The sequence below is a fragment of the Sphingomonas sp. genome (assembly GCF_013816785.1).
Lineage (GTDB): Bacteria > Pseudomonadota > Alphaproteobacteria > Sphingomonadales > Sphingomonadaceae > Sphingomicrobium.
In genome coordinates this window covers 1-18,807 of the sequence record NZ_JACDDV010000022.1, presented here as the reverse complement: position 1 = coordinate 18,807, position 18,807 = coordinate 1, and the positions used below count along the sequence as shown (strand labels likewise).

24 protein-coding genes, 1 tRNA gene and 1 pseudogene are annotated in these 18,807 nt (G+C 64.2%); 15 read left to right on the top strand and 11 right to left on the bottom strand.

Features of this window, described 5'->3' with window-relative positions:
* Positions 1 to 404: pseudogene (locus H0W65_RS06365) on the bottom strand (M13 family peptidase); the annotation flags it as partial.
* Between the two features lie 118 nt (positions 405 to 522).
* Between H0W65_RS06365 and H0W65_RS06360 the strand changes: the two are divergent.
* From H0W65_RS06360 to cysQ, 7 genes are read left to right on the top strand one after another with little or no spacing between them, the layout of a single operon-like run.
* A complete protein-coding gene (locus H0W65_RS06360) occupies positions 523 to 2,124 on the top strand; it encodes a carboxyl transferase domain-containing protein (RefSeq protein WP_294005401.1) in 1,602 nt (533 codons plus the stop codon).
* 2 nt (positions 2,125 to 2,126) lie between these two features.
* A complete protein-coding gene (locus H0W65_RS06355) occupies positions 2,127 to 2,744 on the top strand; it encodes a hypothetical protein (RefSeq protein WP_294005398.1) in 618 nt (205 codons plus the stop codon).
* Positions 2,741 to 3,730, top strand: a complete 990-nt coding sequence (gene bioB, locus H0W65_RS06350) for a biotin synthase BioB (protein WP_294005396.1) — start codon at positions 2,741 to 2,743, stop codon at positions 3,728 to 3,730. Before H0W65_RS06355 ends, bioB begins: the two co-directional genes overlap by 4 nt.
* Positions 3,727 to 5,610, top strand: coding sequence for an acetyl/propionyl/methylcrotonyl-CoA carboxylase subunit alpha (locus H0W65_RS06345; protein ID WP_294005393.1), 1,884 nt, complete (start codon positions 3,727 to 3,729; stop codon positions 5,608 to 5,610). Before bioB ends, H0W65_RS06345 begins: the two co-directional genes overlap by 4 nt.
* Positions 5,611 to 5,632: 22 nt before the next feature.
* A complete protein-coding gene (locus tag H0W65_RS06340) occupies positions 5,633 to 6,184 on the top strand; it encodes a superoxide dismutase family protein (protein WP_294005390.1) in 552 nt (183 codons plus the stop codon).
* Between the two features lie 26 nt (positions 6,185 to 6,210).
* Positions 6,211 to 6,990 carry an SDR family oxidoreductase gene (locus H0W65_RS06335; protein ID WP_294005387.1) on the top strand — a complete coding sequence of 260 codons (780 nt, stop codon included), beginning with the start codon at positions 6,211 to 6,213 and terminating at the stop codon, positions 6,988 to 6,990.
* Positions 6,990 to 7,814 (top strand): 3'(2'),5'-bisphosphate nucleotidase CysQ, encoded by an 825-nt coding sequence (cysQ, locus tag H0W65_RS06330; RefSeq protein WP_294005384.1) that lies wholly within the window; start codon positions 6,990 to 6,992, stop codon positions 7,812 to 7,814. The genes H0W65_RS06335 and cysQ overlap by 1 nt, the downstream gene beginning before the upstream one ends.
* A gap of 27 nt (positions 7,815 to 7,841) precedes the next feature.
* Here the strand turns inward: cysQ and H0W65_RS06325 are convergent, their stop codons facing one another.
* Complete coding sequence (locus H0W65_RS06325; RefSeq protein WP_294005381.1) at positions 7,842 to 8,084, bottom strand: hypothetical protein; 243 nt, start codon at positions 8,082 to 8,084, stop codon at positions 7,842 to 7,844.
* 147 nt (positions 8,085 to 8,231) lie between these two features.
* On the opposite strand from H0W65_RS06325, the gene H0W65_RS06320 reads away from it, so the two are divergent.
* Positions 8,232 to 9,152 (top strand): MarR family transcriptional regulator, encoded by a 921-nt coding sequence (locus H0W65_RS06320; protein ID WP_294005379.1) that lies wholly within the window; start codon positions 8,232 to 8,234, stop codon positions 9,150 to 9,152.
* Positions 9,153 to 9,256: 104 nt separating this feature from the next.
* Entirely contained in the window at positions 9,257 to 9,970 is a 714-nt protein-coding gene (locus tag H0W65_RS06315; protein WP_294005377.1) for a S24 family peptidase, read from the top strand.
* Here H0W65_RS06315 and H0W65_RS06310 read toward each other — a convergent pair.
* Positions 9,971 to 10,046 (bottom strand) — tRNA-Val (locus tag H0W65_RS06310).
* Positions 10,047 to 10,125: 79 nt separating this feature from the next.
* Between H0W65_RS06310 and H0W65_RS06305 the strand changes: the two genes are divergently transcribed.
* Entirely contained in the window at positions 10,126 to 11,415 is a 1,290-nt protein-coding gene (locus tag H0W65_RS06305) for an MFS transporter (protein WP_294005375.1), read from the top strand.
* A gap of 177 nt (positions 11,416 to 11,592) precedes the next feature.
* Here the strand turns inward: H0W65_RS06305 and H0W65_RS06300 are convergent, their stop codons facing one another.
* The 3 genes from H0W65_RS06300 to H0W65_RS06290 form a co-directional block, all read right to left on the bottom strand.
* Positions 11,593 to 12,108 carry an SRPBCC family protein gene (locus H0W65_RS06300; protein ID WP_294005372.1) on the bottom strand — a complete coding sequence of 172 codons (516 nt, stop codon included), beginning with the start codon at positions 12,106 to 12,108 and terminating at the stop codon, positions 11,593 to 11,595.
* Positions 12,092 to 12,451, bottom strand: a complete 360-nt coding sequence (locus H0W65_RS06295) for a helix-turn-helix transcriptional regulator (RefSeq protein WP_294005369.1) — start codon at positions 12,449 to 12,451, stop codon at positions 12,092 to 12,094. The genes H0W65_RS06300 and H0W65_RS06295 overlap by 17 nt, the downstream gene beginning before the upstream one ends.
* 167 nt (positions 12,452 to 12,618) lie before the next feature.
* On the bottom strand, positions 12,619 to 13,182 hold the full coding sequence (locus tag H0W65_RS06290) for a helix-turn-helix transcriptional regulator (RefSeq protein WP_294005366.1): 564 nt from the start codon (positions 13,180 to 13,182) through the stop codon (positions 12,619 to 12,621).
* Positions 13,183 to 13,305: 123 nt separating this feature from the next.
* Here H0W65_RS06290 and H0W65_RS06285 point away from each other — a divergent pair, with 123 nt between their 5' ends.
* The gene (locus H0W65_RS06285) at positions 13,306 to 13,785 is read left to right on the top strand and encodes a DUF6456 domain-containing protein (protein WP_294005363.1); all 480 of its coding nucleotides are present in this window, start codon (positions 13,306 to 13,308) and stop codon (positions 13,783 to 13,785) included.
* 22 nt (positions 13,786 to 13,807) lie between these two features.
* Positions 13,808 to 14,452, top strand: coding sequence for a glutathione S-transferase family protein (locus tag H0W65_RS06280; protein WP_294005360.1), 645 nt, complete (start codon positions 13,808 to 13,810; stop codon positions 14,450 to 14,452).
* Between the two features lie 52 nt (positions 14,453 to 14,504).
* On the opposite strand, the gene H0W65_RS06275 is transcribed toward H0W65_RS06280, so the two are convergent.
* The gene (locus H0W65_RS06275; RefSeq protein WP_294005357.1) at positions 14,505 to 14,855 is read right to left on the bottom strand and encodes a hypothetical protein; all 351 of its coding nucleotides are present in this window, start codon (positions 14,853 to 14,855) and stop codon (positions 14,505 to 14,507) included.
* On the opposite strand from H0W65_RS06275, the gene H0W65_RS06270 reads away from it, so the two are divergent.
* Complete coding sequence (locus H0W65_RS06270; protein ID WP_294005354.1) at positions 14,854 to 15,039, top strand: hypothetical protein; 186 nt, start codon at positions 14,854 to 14,856, stop codon at positions 15,037 to 15,039. The genes H0W65_RS06275 and H0W65_RS06270 overlap by 2 nt on opposite strands.
* Here the strand turns inward: H0W65_RS06270 and rplI are convergent.
* From rplI to rpsF, 3 genes are read right to left on the bottom strand one after another with little or no spacing between them, the layout of a single operon-like run.
* Positions 15,030 to 15,662 carry a 50S ribosomal protein L9 gene (gene rplI / locus H0W65_RS06265; RefSeq protein ID WP_294005351.1) on the bottom strand — a complete coding sequence of 211 codons (633 nt, stop codon included), beginning with the start codon at positions 15,660 to 15,662 and terminating at the stop codon, positions 15,030 to 15,032. The genes H0W65_RS06270 and rplI overlap by 10 nt on opposite strands.
* 12 nt (positions 15,663 to 15,674) lie before the next feature.
* The gene (gene rpsR / locus H0W65_RS06260; RefSeq protein WP_294005348.1) at positions 15,675 to 15,899 is read right to left on the bottom strand and encodes a 30S ribosomal protein S18; all 225 of its coding nucleotides are present in this window, start codon (positions 15,897 to 15,899) and stop codon (positions 15,675 to 15,677) included.
* Positions 15,900 to 15,901: 2 nt separating this feature from the next.
* Positions 15,902 to 16,345 (bottom strand): 30S ribosomal protein S6, encoded by a 444-nt coding sequence (gene rpsF, locus H0W65_RS06255; protein WP_294005447.1) that lies wholly within the window; start codon positions 16,343 to 16,345, stop codon positions 15,902 to 15,904.
* 217 nt (positions 16,346 to 16,562) lie between these two features.
* On the opposite strand from rpsF, the gene H0W65_RS06250 reads away from it, so the two are divergent.
* Positions 16,563 to 16,817, top strand: coding sequence for a type II toxin-antitoxin system Phd/YefM family antitoxin (locus H0W65_RS06250; RefSeq protein ID WP_294005345.1), 255 nt, complete (start codon positions 16,563 to 16,565; stop codon positions 16,815 to 16,817).
* Positions 16,814 to 17,080, top strand: a complete 267-nt coding sequence (locus tag H0W65_RS06245) for a Txe/YoeB family addiction module toxin (protein ID WP_294005342.1) — start codon at positions 16,814 to 16,816, stop codon at positions 17,078 to 17,080. The genes H0W65_RS06250 and H0W65_RS06245 overlap by 4 nt, the downstream gene beginning before the upstream one ends.
* Positions 17,081 to 17,475: 395 nt before the next feature.
* Here H0W65_RS06245 and H0W65_RS06240 read toward each other — a convergent pair.
* A partial coding sequence (locus H0W65_RS06240) for a type IIL restriction-modification enzyme MmeI (protein ID WP_367120130.1) occupies positions 17,476 to 18,807 on the bottom strand: 1,332 nt, incomplete at its 5' end.

Below are 18,807 nucleotides of genomic sequence, written 5' to 3'. Positions count from 1 at the left end.
GCCTTGGCCGGGGCGAGACCGGCGCTGTCGATCGCGGCGGTGTCGAGATAGGCCTTGTAGTAGTTCGCGATCTTGCCCTGGTCGCTGTCGGGCGACGCGTTCGCTTTCATTAGCGAGTCCATCAGCGCGATGCTGTTCTTCTCCCGCTCCTGGTCGGCGATGAAGAAGCCGCCGATCGAGCTGCGGTCGGCGGGGATTTCGGTGTTCTTGACCCAATTGCCGTTGGCGTAGGCGAAGAAATCGTCGCCCGGCTTGACGCTCTTGTCCATCGCCGCAAGGTCGATGCCCGACGCATTGCCCGCGACCGCTTCGGTCTGGTTCTCGGTCACGGCGTTCTTGCAGGCGACCGCGCTCAGGCTCAGCCCGGCGCTGGCCAGCAGCAGGGCGATGGTTTTGGTGCGCATGATTTTCTCTCCCGATGATGGGCCGCGGCCTTCCCGAAGCGCCACCGCTTTGCAAGATGCATCGGGGACGCTACGCGCGTCAGGCCAGATAGTTTCGACCAACGGGAATAGAGGACCGATGAGCGCACCGCGGCTCGACAGCAAAATCGACCTGATGAGCGACGAGGCGCGAGCCCGCGCTGCGCACAATCGCGGCCTGGTCGAGCGGCTGCGCGCCGACGTCGCCAAGGCGGCGCTCGGCGGGACTGACAAGTCGCGCGAGCGTCACGTCGCGCGCGGCAAATTGCTTCCCCGCGAGCGAGTCGAGCGGTTGCTCGATCCGGGTTCGCCGTTCCTCGAAATCGGCCAACTTGCGGCGTGCGACCTCTACAAAAGCGAAGTTCCCGGCGCGGGGATGATCGCGGGGATCGGGCGGGTCTCGGGGCGACAGGTGATGATCGTCTGCAATGATGCGACCGTGAAAGGCGGGACTTATTATCCGCTGACGGTCAAGAAGCATTTGCGCGCGCAGGAAATCGCCGAGTCCAACCGGCTGCCGTGCATCTATCTGGTCGATTCGGGCGGCGCCAATCTGCCGCACCAAGCCGAAGTCTTCCCCGACCGCGATCACTTCGGACGAATCTTCTTCAACCAGGCGCAGATGAGCGCCAAGGGCATCGCTCAGATCGCGTGCGTGATGGGCAGCTGCACCGCGGGCGGGGCCTACGTCCCGGCGATGAGCGACGAGAGCATCATCGTCCGCGACCAGGGTACAATCTTTCTTGCCGGACCGCCGCTGGTCAAAGCCGCGACGGGCGAGGAAATTTCCGCTGAAGAATTGGGTGGCGGCGACTTGCACGCGCGCAAGAGCGGCGTGGTCGACCATCTCGCCGAAAATGACGAACATGCGCTGACCATCGTCCGCGATGTGGTGTCGCATCTCGGCGACGAAGTGGGCGCGGGAATCGGCCTGCGTGAGCCTCGGGCTCCGCACTATGACAGCGAGGAATTGTACGGAATCATCCCCGACGATGTGCGCGCGCCCTACGACGTGCGCGAAGTCATTGCGCGGCTGGTCGACGCCTCGGAATTCCACGAATTCAAGGCGCTTTACGGCACCACGCTGGTGTGCGGGTTCGCGCATATCTGGGGGATGCCGGTGGCGATCCTCGCCAACAATGGCGTGCTGTTCAGCGAGAGCGCGGTCAAGGGCGCACACTTCATCGAACTCGCCTGCCAGCGGCGTATCCCTCTGTTGTTCCTGCAGAATATCAGCGGCTTCATGGTCGGCGGCAAATATGAGGCCGAGGGCATCGCCAAGCATGGCGCCAAGCTCGTCACCGCGGTCGCCACCGCCAGCGTGCCCAAGGTCACCGTGCTGATCGGCGGCAGCTTCGGCGCGGGCAATTACGGGATGTGCGGGCGCGCATATTCGCCACGCTTCCTGTTCAGCTGGCCCAACAGCCGGATCAGCGTGATGGGCGGCGAGCAAGCGGCGTCGGTGCTCGCCACGGTCCACCGCGACGCCGACCAATGGACGCCCGAACAAGCCGAAGCCTTCAAGCAACCGATCCGCGACGATTATGAAGCGCAAGGCAATCCGTGGCACGCTACGGCGAGGTTATGGGACGACGGCATCATCGATCCGGCGCAGACGAGGGATGTGTTGGGGCTGGCGTTTGCGGCGTGCCTCAACGCTCCCATCCCGGAGCGGGCCAGTTTTGGTGTCTTTAGGATGTGATCGTGACTCACGATCCTGAAGGTTACCGGGAGTCGATGCGTGAATTTCGAAAGCGCTTAGGCATCCTCAATGATGTTCTTTTGCCATTCGTAAGCGCGGGTGTGGTTGCGATCCCGAATTGCGAATTGGCCGCCCTCCAACTCCGAAAAATGTATGAACTGATCGGTTTTGCTTCTCTTTCGGCAAATCGGCACCGCTATGTGGTTTTGAGGAAGAGGTATGAGAAAGACTGGAACCTCGCAGAGATTTTGGTGCGAATTGAAAAGGTGAACCCTGCGTTTCTTCCGATCGGCCTTGACGAAACTTATGCTGCTGGCACTTCCGCGGCGCCACATATTTTGAGAACCAAAGGCTCCCGTATCGACAAAACTTTGCTACTCGAACATCATGGTCGATTGGCAAATCTGCTCCATGCGCGAAACCCGTATCGTCCTGAACTGGATTACGAGTGGTGGCACGGTTGGCTTCAGCAACGAGCAAGAGAATTGGTCGAAACACTGGAACTTCACACTGTAGCCATTGAGTATCAAAAGACGATTTATCGGGTGGCCCTAAGAGACGCCGAAACCGACGATGTCAGCGTTACCGTAATGAATTTCAATTTAGTGAGTGGCCAATGACCCGCACCGACTGGACCCGTGACGAGCTTAGCGCGCTGTTCGACCTGCCCTTCACTGACCTCGTGTTCCGTGCTGCCGAGGTGCATCGCGCGCATCATGCGGCGGGCGAAGTACAATTGTGCACTCTGCTGTCGATCAAGACCGGGGGGTGCCCTGAGGATTGCGGCTATTGCTCGCAGTCGGTGAAGGCGGATTCGGGGCTCAAGGCCGAGAAATTGATGGATGTCGGCGCGGTGCTTGCCGCGGCGGCGGAGGCCAAGGCGGCGGGGTCGCAGCGGTTCTGCATGGGGGCGGCGTGGCGCGAGCCCAAGGATCGCGACATGGGCGCGGTGTGCGACATGGTCGCGGGCGTCAAGGCAATGGGGCTCGAGACGTGCATGACGCTCGGCATGCTAAGCGGCGACCAGGCGCGGCGCCTCAAGGATGCCGGGCTCGATTATTACAACCATAATATCGACACCTCGCCCGAACATTATGGCGACATCATCACGACGCGGACCTTCCAGGAGCGGCTCGACACGCTCGAGGAAGTGCGCAGTGCGGGGATGGCGGTGTGCTGTGGCGGGATCGTCGGGATGGGCGAGAGCCGCGAGGACCGCGTCGGCTTCCTGCACGCGCTCGCGACCCTGCCGCGCCATCCCGAAAGCGTTCCCGTCAACGCGCTGGTGCCGGTCAAAGGTACGGTGCTGGGCGATATGTTCGCCGGTGAGCGATTGATCGACGACATCGAATTCGTCCGTACTGTCGCGGTCGCGCGGATTGCCATGCCGATGAGCATGGTGCGGCTCTCGGCTGGGCGCGAAAGCATGAGCGAAGCGACCCAGGCACTGTGCTTCATGGCCGGCGCCAACTCGATCTTCACCGGCGACAAGCTGCTTACCACCGCCAACGCTGGCGATAGCAAGGATGCTGCGCTGCTCGCCAAGCTCGGCCTTACGCCAATGACCGCCGCGGAGCCGATGCGCGCAACGGAAGCCGCCGAATGATTCAATCGTTGCTCATCGCCAATCGGGGTGAAATCGCATGCCGGATCATTCGCACCGCGCGCGCGATGGGCGTGCGGACGGTGGCCGTCTATTCGGATGCCGACGCCAAGGCGCTGCATGTACGGCAGGCCGACGAGGCGGTGCATATCGGGCCATCGCCGGCGCGCGAGTCCTACCTGCGCGGCGACAGGATTATCGAGGCGGCGAAGCAGACCGGCGCGGACGCGATCCACCCGGGCTACGGATTTCTCAGTGAGAATGCCGACTTCGCTCAAGCGGTGATCGATGCGGGGCTGGTTTGGGTCGGGCCGAAGCCGGACTCGATCCGGGCGATGGGTCTCAAGGACGCCGCCAAGAAGCTGATGAGCGCGGCGGGCGTGCCGGTGACGCCGGGCTACACCCCCGGTTCTGGGGCAGACGACCAATCGCCCGAGCGCCTACAGAAGGAGGCCGACGCGATCGGCTATCCGGTGCTGATCAAGGCGGTCGCGGGCGGCGGGGGCAAGGGGATGCGGCGGGTCGAGGCGGCGGCGGATTTCCAGGACGCGCTTGAAAGCTGCCAGCGCGAGGCGGCCTCTTCGTTCGGCAACGACATCGTCCTCTTAGAAAAATACATCCTCTCGCCGCGCCATATCGAGGTGCAGGTGTTCGGCGACAGTCATGGCAACGTCGTCCATCTGTTCGAGCGCGACTGCTCGCTCCAGCGTCGCCACCAAAAGGTCATCGAGGAAGCCCCCGCGCCGGGAATGGACGAAGCCACGCGCGAAGCGGTGTGTGGCGCGGCGGTCAAGGCGGCGCATGCGGTGAACTACGAGGGCGCGGGTACGATCGAATTCATCGCCGATGCCAGCGAAGGCCTCCGCGCCGACCGCATCTGGTTCATGGAAATGAACACGCGGCTGCAGGTCGAGCATCCGGTGACGGAGGAAATCACCGGCCAGGATCTGGTCGAATGGCAACTCCGCGTGGCGAGCGGGGAGCCGCTGCCGAAGAAGCAGGACGAACTCAGCATCAACGGCCACGCGATCGAGGCGCGGCTTTATGCCGAAGATCCGGCGCGCGAATTCCTGCCGAGCGTCGGGCGGCTCGACCATTTCGACTTGGGTTCGGAAGGCCGCATCGAAACCGGGGTCGAGGAAGGCGACGCCATTTCGCCCTTCTACGACCCGATGATCGCCAAGCTTATCGCCCGAGGCGACGACCGCGACGAGGCTATCGCCGCGCTTGCCGACATCCTCGACGAGGTCGAAGTGTGGCCGGTCAAGACCAACGCCGGCTTCATGTTCAACGCGTTGCTCCATCCCGATTTCGCCGCTGCCAATCTGGACACGGGTTTCATCGCCCGCGAGCTTTCCGATCTAGTCCCCGATCCCGAGCCGGACGAGGCGATCTGGTGCGGTGCCGCAGCGGTCGCGCTGGCCGAGGATGAGGATGAACCGGCAAGCCTCACCGGCTTCCGCCTTAACGCCGCCCCAGCCGCGCACGTCGCGCTCGGCCAAGGCGGCAAGTTCCGCTCGATCAATCTCGACGACGACATTGAGATCGCCCCGGTCTCGGGCTTCCGCGACGACGAGAACGTTGTCGTGTTTCTTGAAGGCCAGGCTTACAGCTTCGAGCGCAACGCACGCGGCATCGTCGGTGCAGCCACCGGCGATGGCGCCATCCTCGCCCCCATGCCGGGCAAGGTTACCAGCGTCGAGGTCGCGGCGGGGGACGCAGTGGTGAAGGGTCAGCGGTTGCTAACGCTCGAAGCCATGAAGATGGAGCATGGGCTGGTCGCACCGTTCGACGGGGTGGTGGCGGAATTGAATACGGCCGTGGGCTCGCAGGTGCAGGTCGATGCAGTGCTCGTCAGGATCGAAACACCCGCCGAGCGTTGATGCCGCAGTAAGGAGATTCACTATGTCCATTGTTCGATTGATCCCACTAATTCCTTTCGCCGCGCTCGCGGCATGCGCCGTCGCTCCTGAAGTCGTGCCGGTTCCCGTGCCCGCGCCTTTGCCCGCATCTGGCAGCTGGAGTGCGCCGATCTCCTTCATCGGCGCCAATGGCGCGCCGAAGGGGCATGTTCGCTGGATGAGGGTGCCGGAAGGAATCGATTTTGACATTCATGCAAAGGGACTGCCGCCCGGTGATCATGCGCTTCATGTCCATCAGGTCGGACGCTGCGAGCCGCCGGGTTTCGCGACGGCGGGAGGGCATTGGAACCCGACCGCCCACCTCCACGGTCACCAGAATCCGGCCGGCTGGCACGTCGGTGACCTCGGCAGCCGGACGGCTTCGGCGGACGGCACAATGAACACAATGGTGCGGATAATCGGCGCTGGGAATCTGCCCTTCTATGCCGATGGCGCCTCGCTGGTCATCCACGCGCTTATCGACGATGAACGCACCGACCCCAGCGGAAATAGCGGCGATCGCATCGCCTGCGCCGTCATCGCCCCCCCGCGCTGACAGCCGATGCAACACGGAGAGCATGAATGAAAATCGAAGGAATCCCCGCAGTCGTTACCGGCGCCGCGTCCGGCCTTGGCGAGGCGACGGCGCGCGCCTTGGCCGTGAGGGGCGCCAAGGTCGCCATTTTCGACCGCGACGCCGACAAGGGCGAAAAGGTCGCGGCCGAGATTGGCGGCATCTTCTGCGAGGTCGACGTCACCAGCGACGAGAAGGTTGCCGCCGCGTTCGACAAGGCCCGGGCGGCCCACGGCCAGGAGCGGATCCTGGTTAACTGTGCCGGGGTGGCCAATGCGGCCAAGACGGTCGGCCGCGACAAGGAAACCAAGCAGCCTAGACGCTATCCGATGAACCAGTTCGAGCTGGCGATCGGGATCAACCTGGTCGGCTCGTTCCGCTGCATCGCCTACTCGGCGTTTGGGATGGTCGGGACCGATCCGCTGGAGGACGGTGAGCGCGGCTGCATCATCAACACCGCTTCGGTCGCGGCCGAGGATGGGCAGATCGGGCAGGCGGCTTACTCGGCGTCGAAGGGCGGCGTTCTGGCGATGGCGTTGCCGATCGCGCGCGACCTGATGAACGACGGGGTGCGGGTCAACACAATCCTGCCCGGCATTTTTAAGACTCCGATGATGGCGATGATGCCGCAACAGGTGCAGGAGGCGCTCGCCGCGCAAGTGCCGTTCCCCAAACGCCTCGGCACAGCCGAGGAGTATGCCAGACTGGCGATCTTCATCGTCGAGAACAGCTATCTCAACGCCGAGAGTATCCGGCTCGACGGCGGGATCAGGATGGCGCCGAGATAATGGACGAACCTGCCCTCCTCGAAGCATGCGTCGTCGCGGCGCGGGAGGCGGGGGCGGAGATATTGAAGCTGGTGGCTCGGGGCTTCGAAGTCGAGATTAAGCGCGACCAATCCCCCGTCACCATCTGCGACCGGGCCGCCGAGCGGCTTATCCTCGACGCGCTCGCTGCCGCTGCCCCGGGCGTTCCGGTGATCGCCGAGGAGGAAGTCGCCGAAGGCCGCATCCCGGTCCACGGAGACATTTATTTCCTGGTCGACCCATTGGACGGCACCAAGGAATTCGTCCGTGGTGGAGACGATTATACCGTCAACATTGGGCTGATCGTTGACGGCACCCCGCGCCTCGGCGTGGTCTATCAGCCGGCGACCGACCGCCTGTGGGCTGGACAGGTGGGTGAGGGCGCCTATCTTGAAGAACAGTCCGGCCGCACCGCGATCCGGACCCGCGCGCTCGGTCGGGAACGCGCCGCGGTCGCGTCGAAATCGCATTTCAATCAGGCAACCGCCGATTACCTCGACCAGGCTGTCGGCCTGTGCAGCCATGTCGCGATCGGCTCTAGCCTCAAATTCTGCATTGTCGCGGAGGGCCGCGCCGACATTTATCCGCGCCTCAGCCCGACCAGCGAATGGGACACCGCCGCCGGCCATGCCGTGCTCCTCGCTGCCGGCGGCCGCGTCGACGGCCCTGACGGCGCGCCGCTCGTTTACGGCAAGACCGCCTTCCTCAATCGCGGCTTCTGCGCGACGTCTGGCTGGCGGGCGCCGCCGATCGGTCCGTTCCTAGTCCCGTTCGCCGGCGGAGGCGATTTGCCCCAGGGCGTGTAAGCGCCCGCGCCTCGCAAATGCGCGATGCTACGAAGCCAGATTGGTCCAGATTGGAGTATCATCCGGCCAGTCGTCGTTGCGACCGCACCGCATCCTCTCGATTTCGGCGCGGAGCGACCTCAGCCGCGTTGCCAACGCCTGGGTCTCGATCCAGTCGGCTCCGCATCCGGCAAGCTCGATGGCCAGCCGCTCGGCGCATTGCAGCGCGTCGCTAAGCTCGGTGAGCCAGCGGGCACGTTGCATCGCGCGATTCGAGGGGAGAGAGTTCATTGCGGAACCGACATAGGCACGATCCCATTGCCGGTTTCTAGCTGGCCGCTCCATTTCGGTGATAAACCGGGCTGACTTTGCTCCGCTTTCGCGGCTATCACGGCTCCTGCTCGGTTCGTTTTGTCACTATTTCGGTGAGATATGAACATGAGTCTCAATTCCTTGACCTCTCCATTGGCCGATTATGCCGGCCCTCCGCCCGTGCTGGTCGTCGCCGGCTCCAGCATTGCGCATCGCCGTGCCGCGACGACCATCGAAGCAGCCGGATTCCGGGTCGCACCGGTGTCGTTGGCCGATGCCGTCGATCGGATGGCGCTGCAGGCCTCGGCCTCGGCGCTGTGGGTCGAGCTTGACGAGGACAGCCCGGAACTTGACCGGCTGCTCGACCGGATTGATGCTGAGGCGTCGATGGACCGTTTTTCCGCGATCGTCGCCGCGCCGCTCGCGCTGATCGATCCGGTCGTCGCCCGCCTGACCGATTCGCGCACCACTTTGTTGATCGATGCCGGCCTCGCCGATCGGATGGCGGCCCTGGCCGTGGCCACCGCTGGGCGGGGGGAAGGCGCACGCCTTCACGATGTCGCGTCGGAACATAACGCCGCCCGGCTTCGGCAGCTGTCCGACGAAGTGGGGCGCATCGCCGCGACGCTGGCTCGACTGTCGATCGGCCCGGCGATGCCCGGCGCTGAAAAACCACCGACGGCCGCCGTCGGTGGCGACTTCCCCAGCGTGTCGGGTGAGGTCATCCGCCAGGTGATCCGGGCGCGCCGACTGCGCGCGCGTTTCTTCGATGAAGAATTGTTCGCCGACCCCGCCTGGGACATGCTGCTCGACCTGCTCGCCGCCGAGATCGCCCAGCATCGCGTGCCGGTATCGTCGCTGTGCATTGCCGCCGCGGTTCCGGCGACGACCGCGCTGCGGTGGATTAAAACGATGACCGACAACGGCATGTTCCTTCGCCGATCCGATCCCCACGACGGCCGCCGGGTATTCGTCGAATTGTCGCCCGGCGCCAGCGAGGGGATGCGCCGATATTTTGGCGAAGTCGGCAAGGTTGCGGCTATCTGAACTTCCATGATCGGCGTATTGTCAGATATTTCTGACTAATTCAAGCCTCGACGTTCGACAAGTCCAACATTGTGGTCTTTGACGGCTTGTTCGATAGTTCGAACATGACGGCCAATGCCGACGCTTCCCTGTACAGCGACCTGATGCGCTTCATGCCCGACGGAATGACTCCCAATGCCTGGGCGGTACGGGCCGGGGTCAGCCGCACCGTCTGGGCCGACATGCGCCGCCACGGCAATCCGTCGCGCAAGACCCTGGAAAAATTGCTGGCGGCGGCGGACTCGACGCTGGCCGAATTCGAGGCGCTGCGCCTTGGCGAGGGGCCGCTGGTCGACCCGCGCAACGAGGTCACGGGCGTCGGTGATGCGCTCTCCCCGGCGTGGCGCGCCGGGCCGCGCTCGCCGCTGCCCTTGCTGTCGACCAGCGCGGCAGGCGAATGGGGCGGCTTGGGGAGCGGCATCGAACTAATCATGCTTGACCGCACGATAGTCGTCGACCGGATTGCGCGGCCCGACAGCCTTGCCAGCGACGCGCATGGCTATGCGGTAACGGTGCTCGGCGACGCGATGTGGCCGCGATACCGCCCCGGCCGCCGCCTGATCGTTTCGCCGCGCGCGCCGGTTGCGATCGGCGATGACGTCCTTGTCGAATTGCGGCACGACAACGGCCAGGAAACGACGGTCACCGCGCTGATCAAGGAGCTGGTCCGCCGCAGCGCGGGCTTCCTCGAACTCAGGCAATATAACCCGGACATCGAGTTCCGGGTCGATGCGGCGGATATCAGCGCTATCCACAAGATCGTCGGCGAGGCCTTTTGATGGTGGGCGCTGACGGGCTCGAACCGCCGACCCTCTCGGTGTAAACGAGATGCTCTACCAACTGAGCTAAGCGCCCGCTTGAAGCGGCAGCCGAGCGATGCCACGACCGGCGCAGGCGGGCAAGGCTTCGCACCGCAATGAGTGGGGGGACGACGATGAGCGACGTGGAAGGATCGCACCAGCCGATCTCGCGCGGCTCGGCGGTCATCGCCGCCTTCTCGACCATCGTCGAATGGTATGACTTCACCCTCTATCTCTATTTCGCGACCACCCTGTCGCGCGTCTTTTTCGGTGGCGGCGCGGAGTCGCTCCTGACGACGCTGGCCGGGTTTGCCGTCGCCTATCTGATGCGGCCGCTGGGCGCGATCTTCTTCGGCCATATCGGCGACTGCTACGGCCGGCGACGGACGATGCTGCTGTCGGTGGCATTGATGACCGCGGCGATGCTGGCCATCGCGCTGCTGCCGACCCGCGCCCAGATAGGGCCGGCCGCGGGTGTGCTGCTCCTGCTGCTGCGCTGCGTGATGGGGTTCGCGGTCGGCGGCGAATATACCGGCGTGGTCGCTTATCTGCTCGAGGGCGCGAGGGCGGGTCGCCGCGGCCTCGTCACCAGCTTTGCAGCCGCGGCAAGTGAAGTCGGAGGCCTGCTCGCCGTTGGCCTCGCCGCGCTGACCGTGAGTATGATGGACGCCGTGACGCTCGACGCCTGGGGCTGGCGAATTCCCTTTCTGGTCGGCGCTGCCCTGGCGGCGAGCGTATGGATCGCGCGCTCGGCGATGCAGGAATCGCCCGACTTCGTGCGCCAGCTCGCCGGCGGGACAGTCCCTGCCAGCCCCCTGCTGCACGTCCTCGCCACCCACCGCGTCGGCATTGCCCGCGGCTTCGCCATCTCAGCGCTGGGATCGATCACTTATTATGTCGGCATCACCTATGTCCCGGCGTTCCTGAGCACCGCCGGCAAGATGACCGAAGCCGCATCGCTATGGCTGTCGACCATTGCCGCGGTCGCGGTCATCGCAGTCACGCCGTTCGTCGGGGCGGCGTCGGATCGCTGGGGGCGCAGGCCGGTGCTGCTTGGCCTGTGCGGGCTGAGCGCGATCCTGCCGATCACCCTCTTCTCGCTGATGGCTGCCGGCTCGCCCGGTGTTGCGCTGGCCGGCGCGATTGTCCTCGCCATGGTTGCGGGCGGGGTCAGCGCGGTCGGCGCGGTCGCCACCGCCGAACAGTTCGGGGGCGAAGGCCGCCTGACCGGTCTTGCCCTCGGCGCCACCTCGGCGACCGCCATCTTTGGCGGCCTTGCGCCGTACGTTGCTCAGCTCCTGTTGGGCCGCACCGGATGGCCGTCTATCCCCGGCATCATGATCGCGCTGGTCGCGCTCGCGGTGCTGCCGGTGTTGTGGCGGATGCCTGAGACGGCGCCGCGCAAGGGCGGCAATCAGACCTAACATAGTTGTTGATCGGTACGACCTTCCGCCGCCTGTCGCCAGAAGCGGATAACCGGCCCGCGATTGCGCTCCAACGAATTCGTCAGGGCAAGCGTCGCATCGGCGCAGCCGCGAGTTGAGAAACAGGATGGGGAGTGTCCGGCTCCTTGAAGCTGACCATCAGGTTGAAGTCGGCGCTCATGGCCCTCCCAAGCTCGCGCCCAGGCTGACGAGAAGCTCGTCCAGTTGCTCGAACTGCTCGGGCATCCCGCCCTCCATTCCGGCGAGGGATTCGTCGAGAGCTTCCTTCGAGGGATAGAGTTCGTGGAAGATCAGCAGCGTCTTGCCAGCCTTTTCCTCGAAGGTCACCGTCGTTACGGCACCGTCCTCACCTTCATCATTCGTCCAGACGAGCCGCGAGTGCGGTATCACTTCGATGTACTTGCCGAAGAATGCCATGGAGTTCGAGGCATCCTGACCGAACTCGAGACGGTATTCGCCGCCGTCACGAACATCCATGTCGCAGGAAAGCAGGTTTGCCCCTGTCGACTTCGGTGCCCACCACCGCATGAACAGTTCGGGCTTGGTCCAGGCCTCGAATACGATGCGCGCGGGGGCGTCAAAGGTTCGCGTAACGACCAGGTCCCGGTCGGACTTCCGTTCCACCATCGTGCGGTTCTGCATGGGGGTGGGCTCACTACCTCTGCTGTCCATCGAATTTCTCCTTTAGTTTCAATTCCTCGACGACCTGGTCCAACTCGTCGAAGCGCGCGTCCCACAGCTGGCGGTGCGTCTCGATCCATCCCGCCTCTGCCTCCAGGTCGCGAAAGCCGAGCTTGCAGGTTCGCACGCGCCCGATCTTCTCGGTCGTGACGAGTCCCGCCTGCTCCAAAATGCTGACGTGCTTCTTCATGCCCGTGAGGGTCATGTGGAACTTCTCGGCAAGGTCCGTGATCGAAGCGTCCGCACGTCCAAGCTGCTCCAGAACGCCGCGTCGGGACGCATCCGAGAGCGCGGCGAACGTAACATCAAGGCGGTCGGTTGCATACTGAACCATGTGGTTCAGTATCTAATGCACGGATTGGCGACAGGCAAGAGCCGCACCACTTAAGAAGATGTAATAACTCGTTCGCTGTCCGCTGCCCCTCGCGAAAGCGGCGGCCCGCGGCCCGTTGGGCGCGGCGCGAATGTCCGCAATTGATCGAAACCGGCCAGAAGGAGCGCCTACAAAGTCCGCACCAACCTCACGGCCATCGCTGCCCAGGGCGGATCGGCGACGACGCTTTGACGGCCGCCCGCGCCCGGCGGGAGGAGATGCAATTTCCCATCCTCGCGCCCGATCAGCCGTCCGAACAGGAAGCGGCCAGCGGGGCGGGGAACCAGGATGTCGCGGTTCAAGGCGCGGGCGAACTGGTCAGGGTTCAGCCGCTCGCACCAGATTTCGTCACCGGCGCGGTAGTCGCCTGTACTGGCTGACACGATTAGCGCGACCTGTCCCGCTGCGGCTTTCGGAGGCACCACCAGCGACGTTCGTTTGGGCGCAACCGCACCGCTCGCGCCCAACACCGCCACTACCGGCAGGTCGGCGCGGTCCGGATGATCGACCAGGTCGGATGCCTCAACCCCCAGAGCAGTGGCGATCCGGTTGAGCCAACCCACGGATACGGTCCGCGTGCCCGTCTCCAACCGGCCGATGGTCTGCGGCGTGGTCGGCGGGTCGCACGCTTTGGCAACGTCGTCGAGGGTCATGTCACGGGCGCGGCGGACTTCCCTGATGCGTGTGATCATTGGCGGAAATGGCTGGACATGGTGAATATTGCCCTTTGCAATGAACCAGAGAGGTTTTCTTCTGTCCTACATCTTTGCCTTTATGGCAAGAGGCAAGCGACTCGCACCGTTGGAGAGACGCTTATGACCGCCAGCCGCCTTCTCGCCGAGCGAGCCATTCCTGGGGACGAGAGGCGGGGGCGGCGACCAGCGCGATCGGTGACGGTCAATCTCGCCGAAAGCCCGCTCGGCTGGTTGTTCGCGCGCGGCCATGTCACGCGCCGCCAATTTGAGGCCGGAGAGCGGCTGCGCGCCGATTGGGAGCGGGCGCAGCTATCGCCGCGCGTCACGATGAGCTGGGATGCCGCGCCGGTGGCGCGCGGGCGAGCCGGCCCCGCTCCGGGGATCGACCTCACCGCCGCCCAACTCGACGCCAAGCGGCGGTTCCATGCCGCAGTCGCCGAGGCCGGGCCGGGGTTGGGGGATATTTTGTGGCGCGTGGTGTGCGGCGGCGAGGGTATGCGGGCCGCCGAAACCGCGCTTGGCTGGCCGGCCCGCGCGGGAAAGTTGGTGCTATCCCTCGCGCTCGATCGGATTGCCGACTATTACCGCATTGGAGCCTAACCGCCGCAGCAGGAGTGCAACGATGATACTCTACGGCTCGACTCTCTCGCCCTATGTGCGCAAGGTCGCCGCCTATGCCGCCGAAAAGGGGATCGAGATTGAACTGACACCGGTTGGGCTTGGCGATCCCAATCCCGACTTCCGCGCTGCTAGTCCGTTCCGCAAGATGCCCGCCTTGCGCGATGGCGACTATGGCATTGCCGATTCGAGCGCGATCATTCATTATCTAGAGGCCAAGCACCCTGAGCCCCCGTTGATCCCTGCCGACCCGAAAGAGCGCGGCCGGGTCGTCTGGTTCGACGAATGGGCGGACACGATGCTGTTCGCGTGCGGCGGCAAGATGTTCTTCAACCGCATCGTTGCACCGCGGTTCCTTGGTCGTGAGGGGGACGAGGCCATTGCATCCGCCGCCGAGCGTGACGAGCTGCCGCCGCTGCTCGATTATCTTGAGGGAGTCATCCCCGACAGCGGTTACCTGGTCGGCGATCGGCTGACGCTGGCCGACATCGCGGTGGCCAGCCCGTTCGCGAACTTCACCCACGCCGGGGTCGCTGTCGACGAAGCGCGACATCCGCGCGTCGCTTCCTTTGCCAAAGCTATCCTGGCCCGACCGAGTTTCGCGCCGCACGTCGAGCGCGAGACCGCGTTCCTTGCCAAGCAAGCATAGAAAGGCCGCGCGGGCTTCTCGACCGCGCGGCCCTTTCATGTTGAGCCTAGGCCTATTCGGTCGAGCCTTGGCCGTCCTTGGTGAAGTCCTGCTCGTTCTCGACCATCTCGCTGCTCGAGTCGCTTTGACCCTCGGCGCCGACGAAGCCCGGCGAATTCGCCTGTCCGGTGGCGCTGGCGCCTTCGGTGTCGTTCGATTGGAAATCTGACTGGCCTTCGACGTCGCCTGCCTGATCGGTCAACGTGTCGGACTGGCCGGTATCGGACGGTTCCGATGACGATTGATCGAGGCCACCCTGGGTCGACTGGCGATTTTCCTCGCCGCGATCCTTGTCAGTCCCGGTCGGTTGCTGGGCAGATTGCGATTTGCTCATGTCGGGCGATTGATTTTCACGGTTTTCCATGGCGCTCGTCTCCTTCAACTGGCCCCAGCTCTACTTCATCAAACCGGCGGAGCCGACCGTCCGTTCCGTCGGCGAACCGACAGATGCGACGAACCGCGAACGTTTCGGTGAACCGACGAAAGAGGGCCGCCGGATCATCCCCGGCGGCCCCGATTTTCGAGCATATGAAAAGGCTTACGCCTGATCGGCTTCCGCGGCAGGTTCCTCGGCCGGTTGGGCGTCGGACGCCGGCGCCTCATCCGAAGTTTCGGCGGTTGCGCCTGGTTCGGCGGTCGGGTCATAGGTCTCGGTGAAGCCCGCTTCGTCGCGTTCGAACATCGACGACATGACGTCGATCCCCTGCGCCTGAAGCTCGGCTTCCTCAGGCGAACGGGCGACGTTGACCTTGACCGTCACCGCCACTTCGGGGTGGAGCGCGATTTTGACCTCGTGCATGCCGATCGCCTTGATCGGGCGGGCCATGATGACCTGGCTCTTGGTCACTTTGGCGCCCTGACCCTCGAGCGCCTCGACGATGTCGCGGGCGCTGACCGATCCGTAGAGCGCGCCGACGTTCGACGCCTGGCGGATCAGCTGGACGGTCTTGCCGTCGACGCCGGCCGAGGCCTTCTCGGCCTCGCCCTTGCGCGACGCATTGTCGGACTCGATCTTGGCGCGGTTGGCTTCGAACAATTTCTTGTTGCTGGCATTGGCGCGCAGGGCCTTCTTGTTGGGCAGAAGGAAGTTGCGGGCAAAGCCGTTCTTGACGGTGACCACGTCACCGATCGCGCCCAGCTTCTCGACGCGTTCGAGCAGGATGACATCCATGGTTTCTGCTCCTTACCGTACGACGTAGGGGAGCAGGCCGATGTGGCGGGCGCGCTTGATCGCCTTGGCCAGCTCGCGCTGCTTTTTGGTGCTGACCGCGGTGATGCGGCTGGGGACGATCTTGCCCCGTTCGGACACGAAGCCCTGCAGGAGGCGGACGTCCTTATAATCGATGACCGGAGCGCCCTTGCCCGAAAAGGGGCAGGATTTGCGGCGGCGGAAGAAGGGACGGGCCATGCCTATGCCTCCTGCTCGGCGCGGGGTGCGCGCTCGGGGCGGCCAGAATCACGATCGGCACCTCGGTCGGGACGATCACCACGATCGTCGCGGCGCGGGCCGCGGTCGCCACGCTCGGAGCGCTCCTGCTTGCGCATCATCGCGGAGGGGCCGGCTTCATGGGCATCGACGCGGATCGTCATATAGCGGATGACGTCTTCGTTGATCCCGGTCTGACGCTCCAGCTCGGCGACGGCCGCGGGCGGGGCATCGACGTCGAGCATGACGTAATGCGCCTTGCGGTTCTTGGCGATGCGGTAAGCGAGGCCGCGCAGGCCCCAAGTCTCGGTCTTGACCACTTTCCCGCCATTGTCGGTCAGGATCTTGGTCGCGTTTTCCGCCAGCGCATCGATCTGGGCCTGAGCCAGATCCTGACGCGCGAGGAAAACATGCTCGTATAGCGGCATGCGGTTCTTCTTCGTGTTGGCCGATCGTTGACGCCGCACCGTGCGATCGCCCCTCCGGCTGTCGTCTATAAGCAGTCGTTCAAGCGTCTGGCCGAATCCCGAAGGCGGGGCAGGCGCCGCGGGCCTATGGCGCAAGAGGGGGCCGAAGGCAAGGCGGGCCAGGCGCGATCGCAACGTCGGTGTTGATATTGGACAAAGTGTTGTCCAATTAAATGCCATGCGCGCCATCAGCTATTCCGAAGCCCGCGAGAATTTGAAATCGGTGATCGACGAGGTCGTCGCCAGCCGCGCGCCGATCGCCATCACCCGCCAGCGGGGCGAGGGCGCGGTGCTGGTGTCGGAAAGCGAATGGGCGTCGATCGAGGAAACGCTGTACCTGCTGCGCTCGCCGGTCAACGCCCGCGAGCTGCTGGCGGCGATCGCCGAGCTCGACGCGGGCAAGGGCGTGGAGCGCGATCTGATCCAGCCGTGAAGCTGGTCTTTTCCGGGCGCGCCTGGACCCACTATCTCTATTGGCAGGAGCGTGACGCCAAGCTGCTCGCGCGCCTGAACGCGCTGATCGAGGAGTGTCGCCGTCAGCCGTTCAAGGGCACCGGCAAGCCCGAGCCGTTGGGCGGTAACCTTGCCGACTGGTGGTCGCGGCGGATCAACGGCGAGCATCGGCTGGTCTATCGCGCGAGCGGGATGGGCGATGCCCAGACGCTCGAGATCGCACAGAGCCGCTATCATTATTGAGCAGAGTCCGTGACGCACTCGGAACGCGAGAATCGGAACGCGAGAATTGGATTGGTGGGCAGGATAAGTTGATGAAGTTGATCGTGGAACCGGATTTGGCGGCGGGCGCGCGCTCGACATTCGTACTCGGCAGTCCCCCGGACTGCCTCCGTGCGACATTCGTATTCGGCAGTCCCCCGGACTGCCTGCGCTCGACATTCGTGCTCGGCAATCCCCCGGATTGCCTGCGCTCGAATGTTCCCAATGTTCGCAGTGACGGGGCAGGTTTGAAGATGGGAGTTAGAGCGGAGGGCGCGGTGGGCGCTTATTGCCGTGGACCAACGGGGAGAAAGAGCAAGCGAGGCGAATCGCCGGAGGTGACGCTGGCACAGGTTGGGGGCTGTAGGACAGGGGAATTATTGGCCGAAGCGAGGCTGCTGATAGTCCGGTCTTAGCCAGCGGATCGTGCCGGCCTCTTCCTCGGCCTTGCGTTCGGTGTTCAGGGCCACGAGGCGGGCGACGATTTCGGCGGGGGCGAGGTCGGCTGACCAGCCGTAGGCGACGGCGACGGCGGCATCGATCTGTTCGTGGAGGCGGTTGACGATGAAGGCACGCGCGGCGGTGGCACGGTCGAGGTCATGGCCGGCAAGCTGCTCGCCGGCGGCGATGCGTTCGCGAAAATTGTAGATTTCGGTCATCGTCAGGCGCGGCACTTCGGCGAGCGCGGCCTTGCGGGTGGCGTCGAGTTCTTCGGCAAGATCGCCGATGCGGATGCGTTGTTCGGGCGAGGCGTCGGGGAAGGGGAAGGGGTCGAAGACGCTTGTGTTATTGTATCTGGGACGATCCTCAAGCGTACCACCCACGCGCAATGCCCATTGGGCATGAATATGCGACGAAAGTATCCCTAAGTGACCCGGATCATTCGAGGCAACGACGATCAGTTGTTGGTCAGGAATTATATCGCGCGATAAAAACTCAAACATACGGTGTCTAGCAGTTTGAGTGGTGGCGATATATCGACTTAAATGAACAAGCGATGGCCTTTGCTCCCCTCGAGGCTCGCCAAAGATCCACCAGCGATTTCGATACGAACCCCGACGATTAGAGTCGCGCCCAATAACTATGCCCTGCTCATCCTTCAGTTCTTTCACCTTTACCAAAAGGTACTGATAAACCTCCGGGTAACGCTGACGCACCTCAAGTTCAGATAAGCCGAAGAGATCAATGGCCATGACGGCGCGGGGATTCTGCACCAGATCACGGCCATTTTTGTAAGGACGGATATGCTGTTCGAGCCCCTCGCGCTTCCCCAGGCCTAAGGCTCGAGCCTCGATTGGCGTAACCACGAAGCCTTTGCCGATCAGCGTGACGCCTCTGAAGCTCATGCCAGCATTTGCTAAAAGTGGCTGCGCTGATGTTGGGTTGGGGCCGACGGACAAGTTCGCGTTGATGACTCCGCAGACTTCCGAGAACCGCAGTTCCGGTTCATCGCTGTCGAGCCCTGCTTCATGCTCGACTTCGATCAGGCGTCCTTCGCCGGGGCCGGCCTCGGCCACCGTCATCGCGATGCGCACCGCCGCCGCGTCGCGGGTCGCCTTGGTCCACGGGTGGTCGGGGCAGGCGAGGACGAGGTGGAGTTTTAGCCCCTCTCCTCTCGCGGGAGAGGGAGGGAGCGGCGCAGCCGCGGAAGGGTGAGGGGGCGCAGCCAAGACTCCCCTCACCCCGCTCAGCTTCGCTGAGTCGCCCTC

Excerpts from the sequence above, each read along its gene's own strand:
- H0W65_RS06275 (WP_294005357.1), bottom strand. The coding sequence starts at position 14,855 with ATGGAAAACCGTGAAAATCAATCGCCCGACATGAGCAAATCGCAATCT.
- H0W65_RS06360 (WP_294005401.1), top strand. The coding sequence starts at position 523 with ATGAGCGCACCGCGGCTCGACAGCAAAATCGACCTGATGAGCGACGAG.
- H0W65_RS06300 (WP_294005372.1), bottom strand. The coding sequence starts at position 12,108 with ATGGACAGCAGAGGTAGTGAGCCCACCCCCATGCAGAACCGCACGATG.
- H0W65_RS06285 (WP_294005363.1), top strand. The coding sequence starts at position 13,306 with ATGACCGCCAGCCGCCTTCTCGCCGAGCGAGCCATTCCTGGGGACGAG.
- H0W65_RS06345 (WP_294005393.1), top strand. The coding sequence starts at position 3,727 with ATGATTCAATCGTTGCTCATCGCCAATCGGGGTGAAATCGCATGCCGG.
- cysQ (WP_294005384.1), top strand. The coding sequence starts at position 6,990 with ATGGACGAACCTGCCCTCCTCGAAGCATGCGTCGTCGCGGCGCGGGAG.
- bioB (WP_294005396.1), top strand. The coding sequence starts at position 2,741 with ATGACCCGCACCGACTGGACCCGTGACGAGCTTAGCGCGCTGTTCGAC.
- H0W65_RS06295 (WP_294005369.1), bottom strand. The coding sequence starts at position 12,451 with ATGGTTCAGTATGCAACCGACCGCCTTGATGTTACGTTCGCCGCGCTC.
- rpsF (WP_294005447.1), bottom strand. The coding sequence starts at position 16,345 with ATGCCGCTATACGAGCATGTTTTCCTCGCGCGTCAGGATCTGGCTCAG.
- H0W65_RS06335 (WP_294005387.1), top strand. The coding sequence starts at position 6,211 with ATGAAAATCGAAGGAATCCCCGCAGTCGTTACCGGCGCCGCGTCCGGC.
- H0W65_RS06320 (WP_294005379.1), top strand. The coding sequence starts at position 8,232 with ATGAGTCTCAATTCCTTGACCTCTCCATTGGCCGATTATGCCGGCCCT.
- H0W65_RS06250 (WP_294005345.1), top strand. The coding sequence starts at position 16,563 with ATGCGCGCCATCAGCTATTCCGAAGCCCGCGAGAATTTGAAATCGGTG.
- H0W65_RS06305 (WP_294005375.1), top strand. The coding sequence starts at position 10,126 with ATGAGCGACGTGGAAGGATCGCACCAGCCGATCTCGCGCGGCTCGGCG.
- H0W65_RS06270 (WP_294005354.1), top strand. The coding sequence starts at position 14,854 with ATGGCGCTCGTCTCCTTCAACTGGCCCCAGCTCTACTTCATCAAACCG.
- rpsR (WP_294005348.1), bottom strand. The coding sequence starts at position 15,899 with ATGGCCCGTCCCTTCTTCCGCCGCCGCAAATCCTGCCCCTTTTCGGGC.
- H0W65_RS06280 (WP_294005360.1), top strand. The coding sequence starts at position 13,808 with ATGATACTCTACGGCTCGACTCTCTCGCCCTATGTGCGCAAGGTCGCC.
- H0W65_RS06340 (WP_294005390.1), top strand. The coding sequence starts at position 5,633 with ATGTCCATTGTTCGATTGATCCCACTAATTCCTTTCGCCGCGCTCGCG.
- H0W65_RS06325 (WP_294005381.1), bottom strand. The coding sequence starts at position 8,084 with ATGAACTCTCTCCCCTCGAATCGCGCGATGCAACGTGCCCGCTGGCTC.
- H0W65_RS06315 (WP_294005377.1), top strand. The coding sequence starts at position 9,257 with ATGACGGCCAATGCCGACGCTTCCCTGTACAGCGACCTGATGCGCTTC.
- H0W65_RS06290 (WP_294005366.1), bottom strand. The coding sequence starts at position 13,182 with ATGATCACACGCATCAGGGAAGTCCGCCGCGCCCGTGACATGACCCTC.
- rplI (WP_294005351.1), bottom strand. The coding sequence starts at position 15,662 with ATGGATGTCATCCTGCTCGAACGCGTCGAGAAGCTGGGCGCGATCGGT.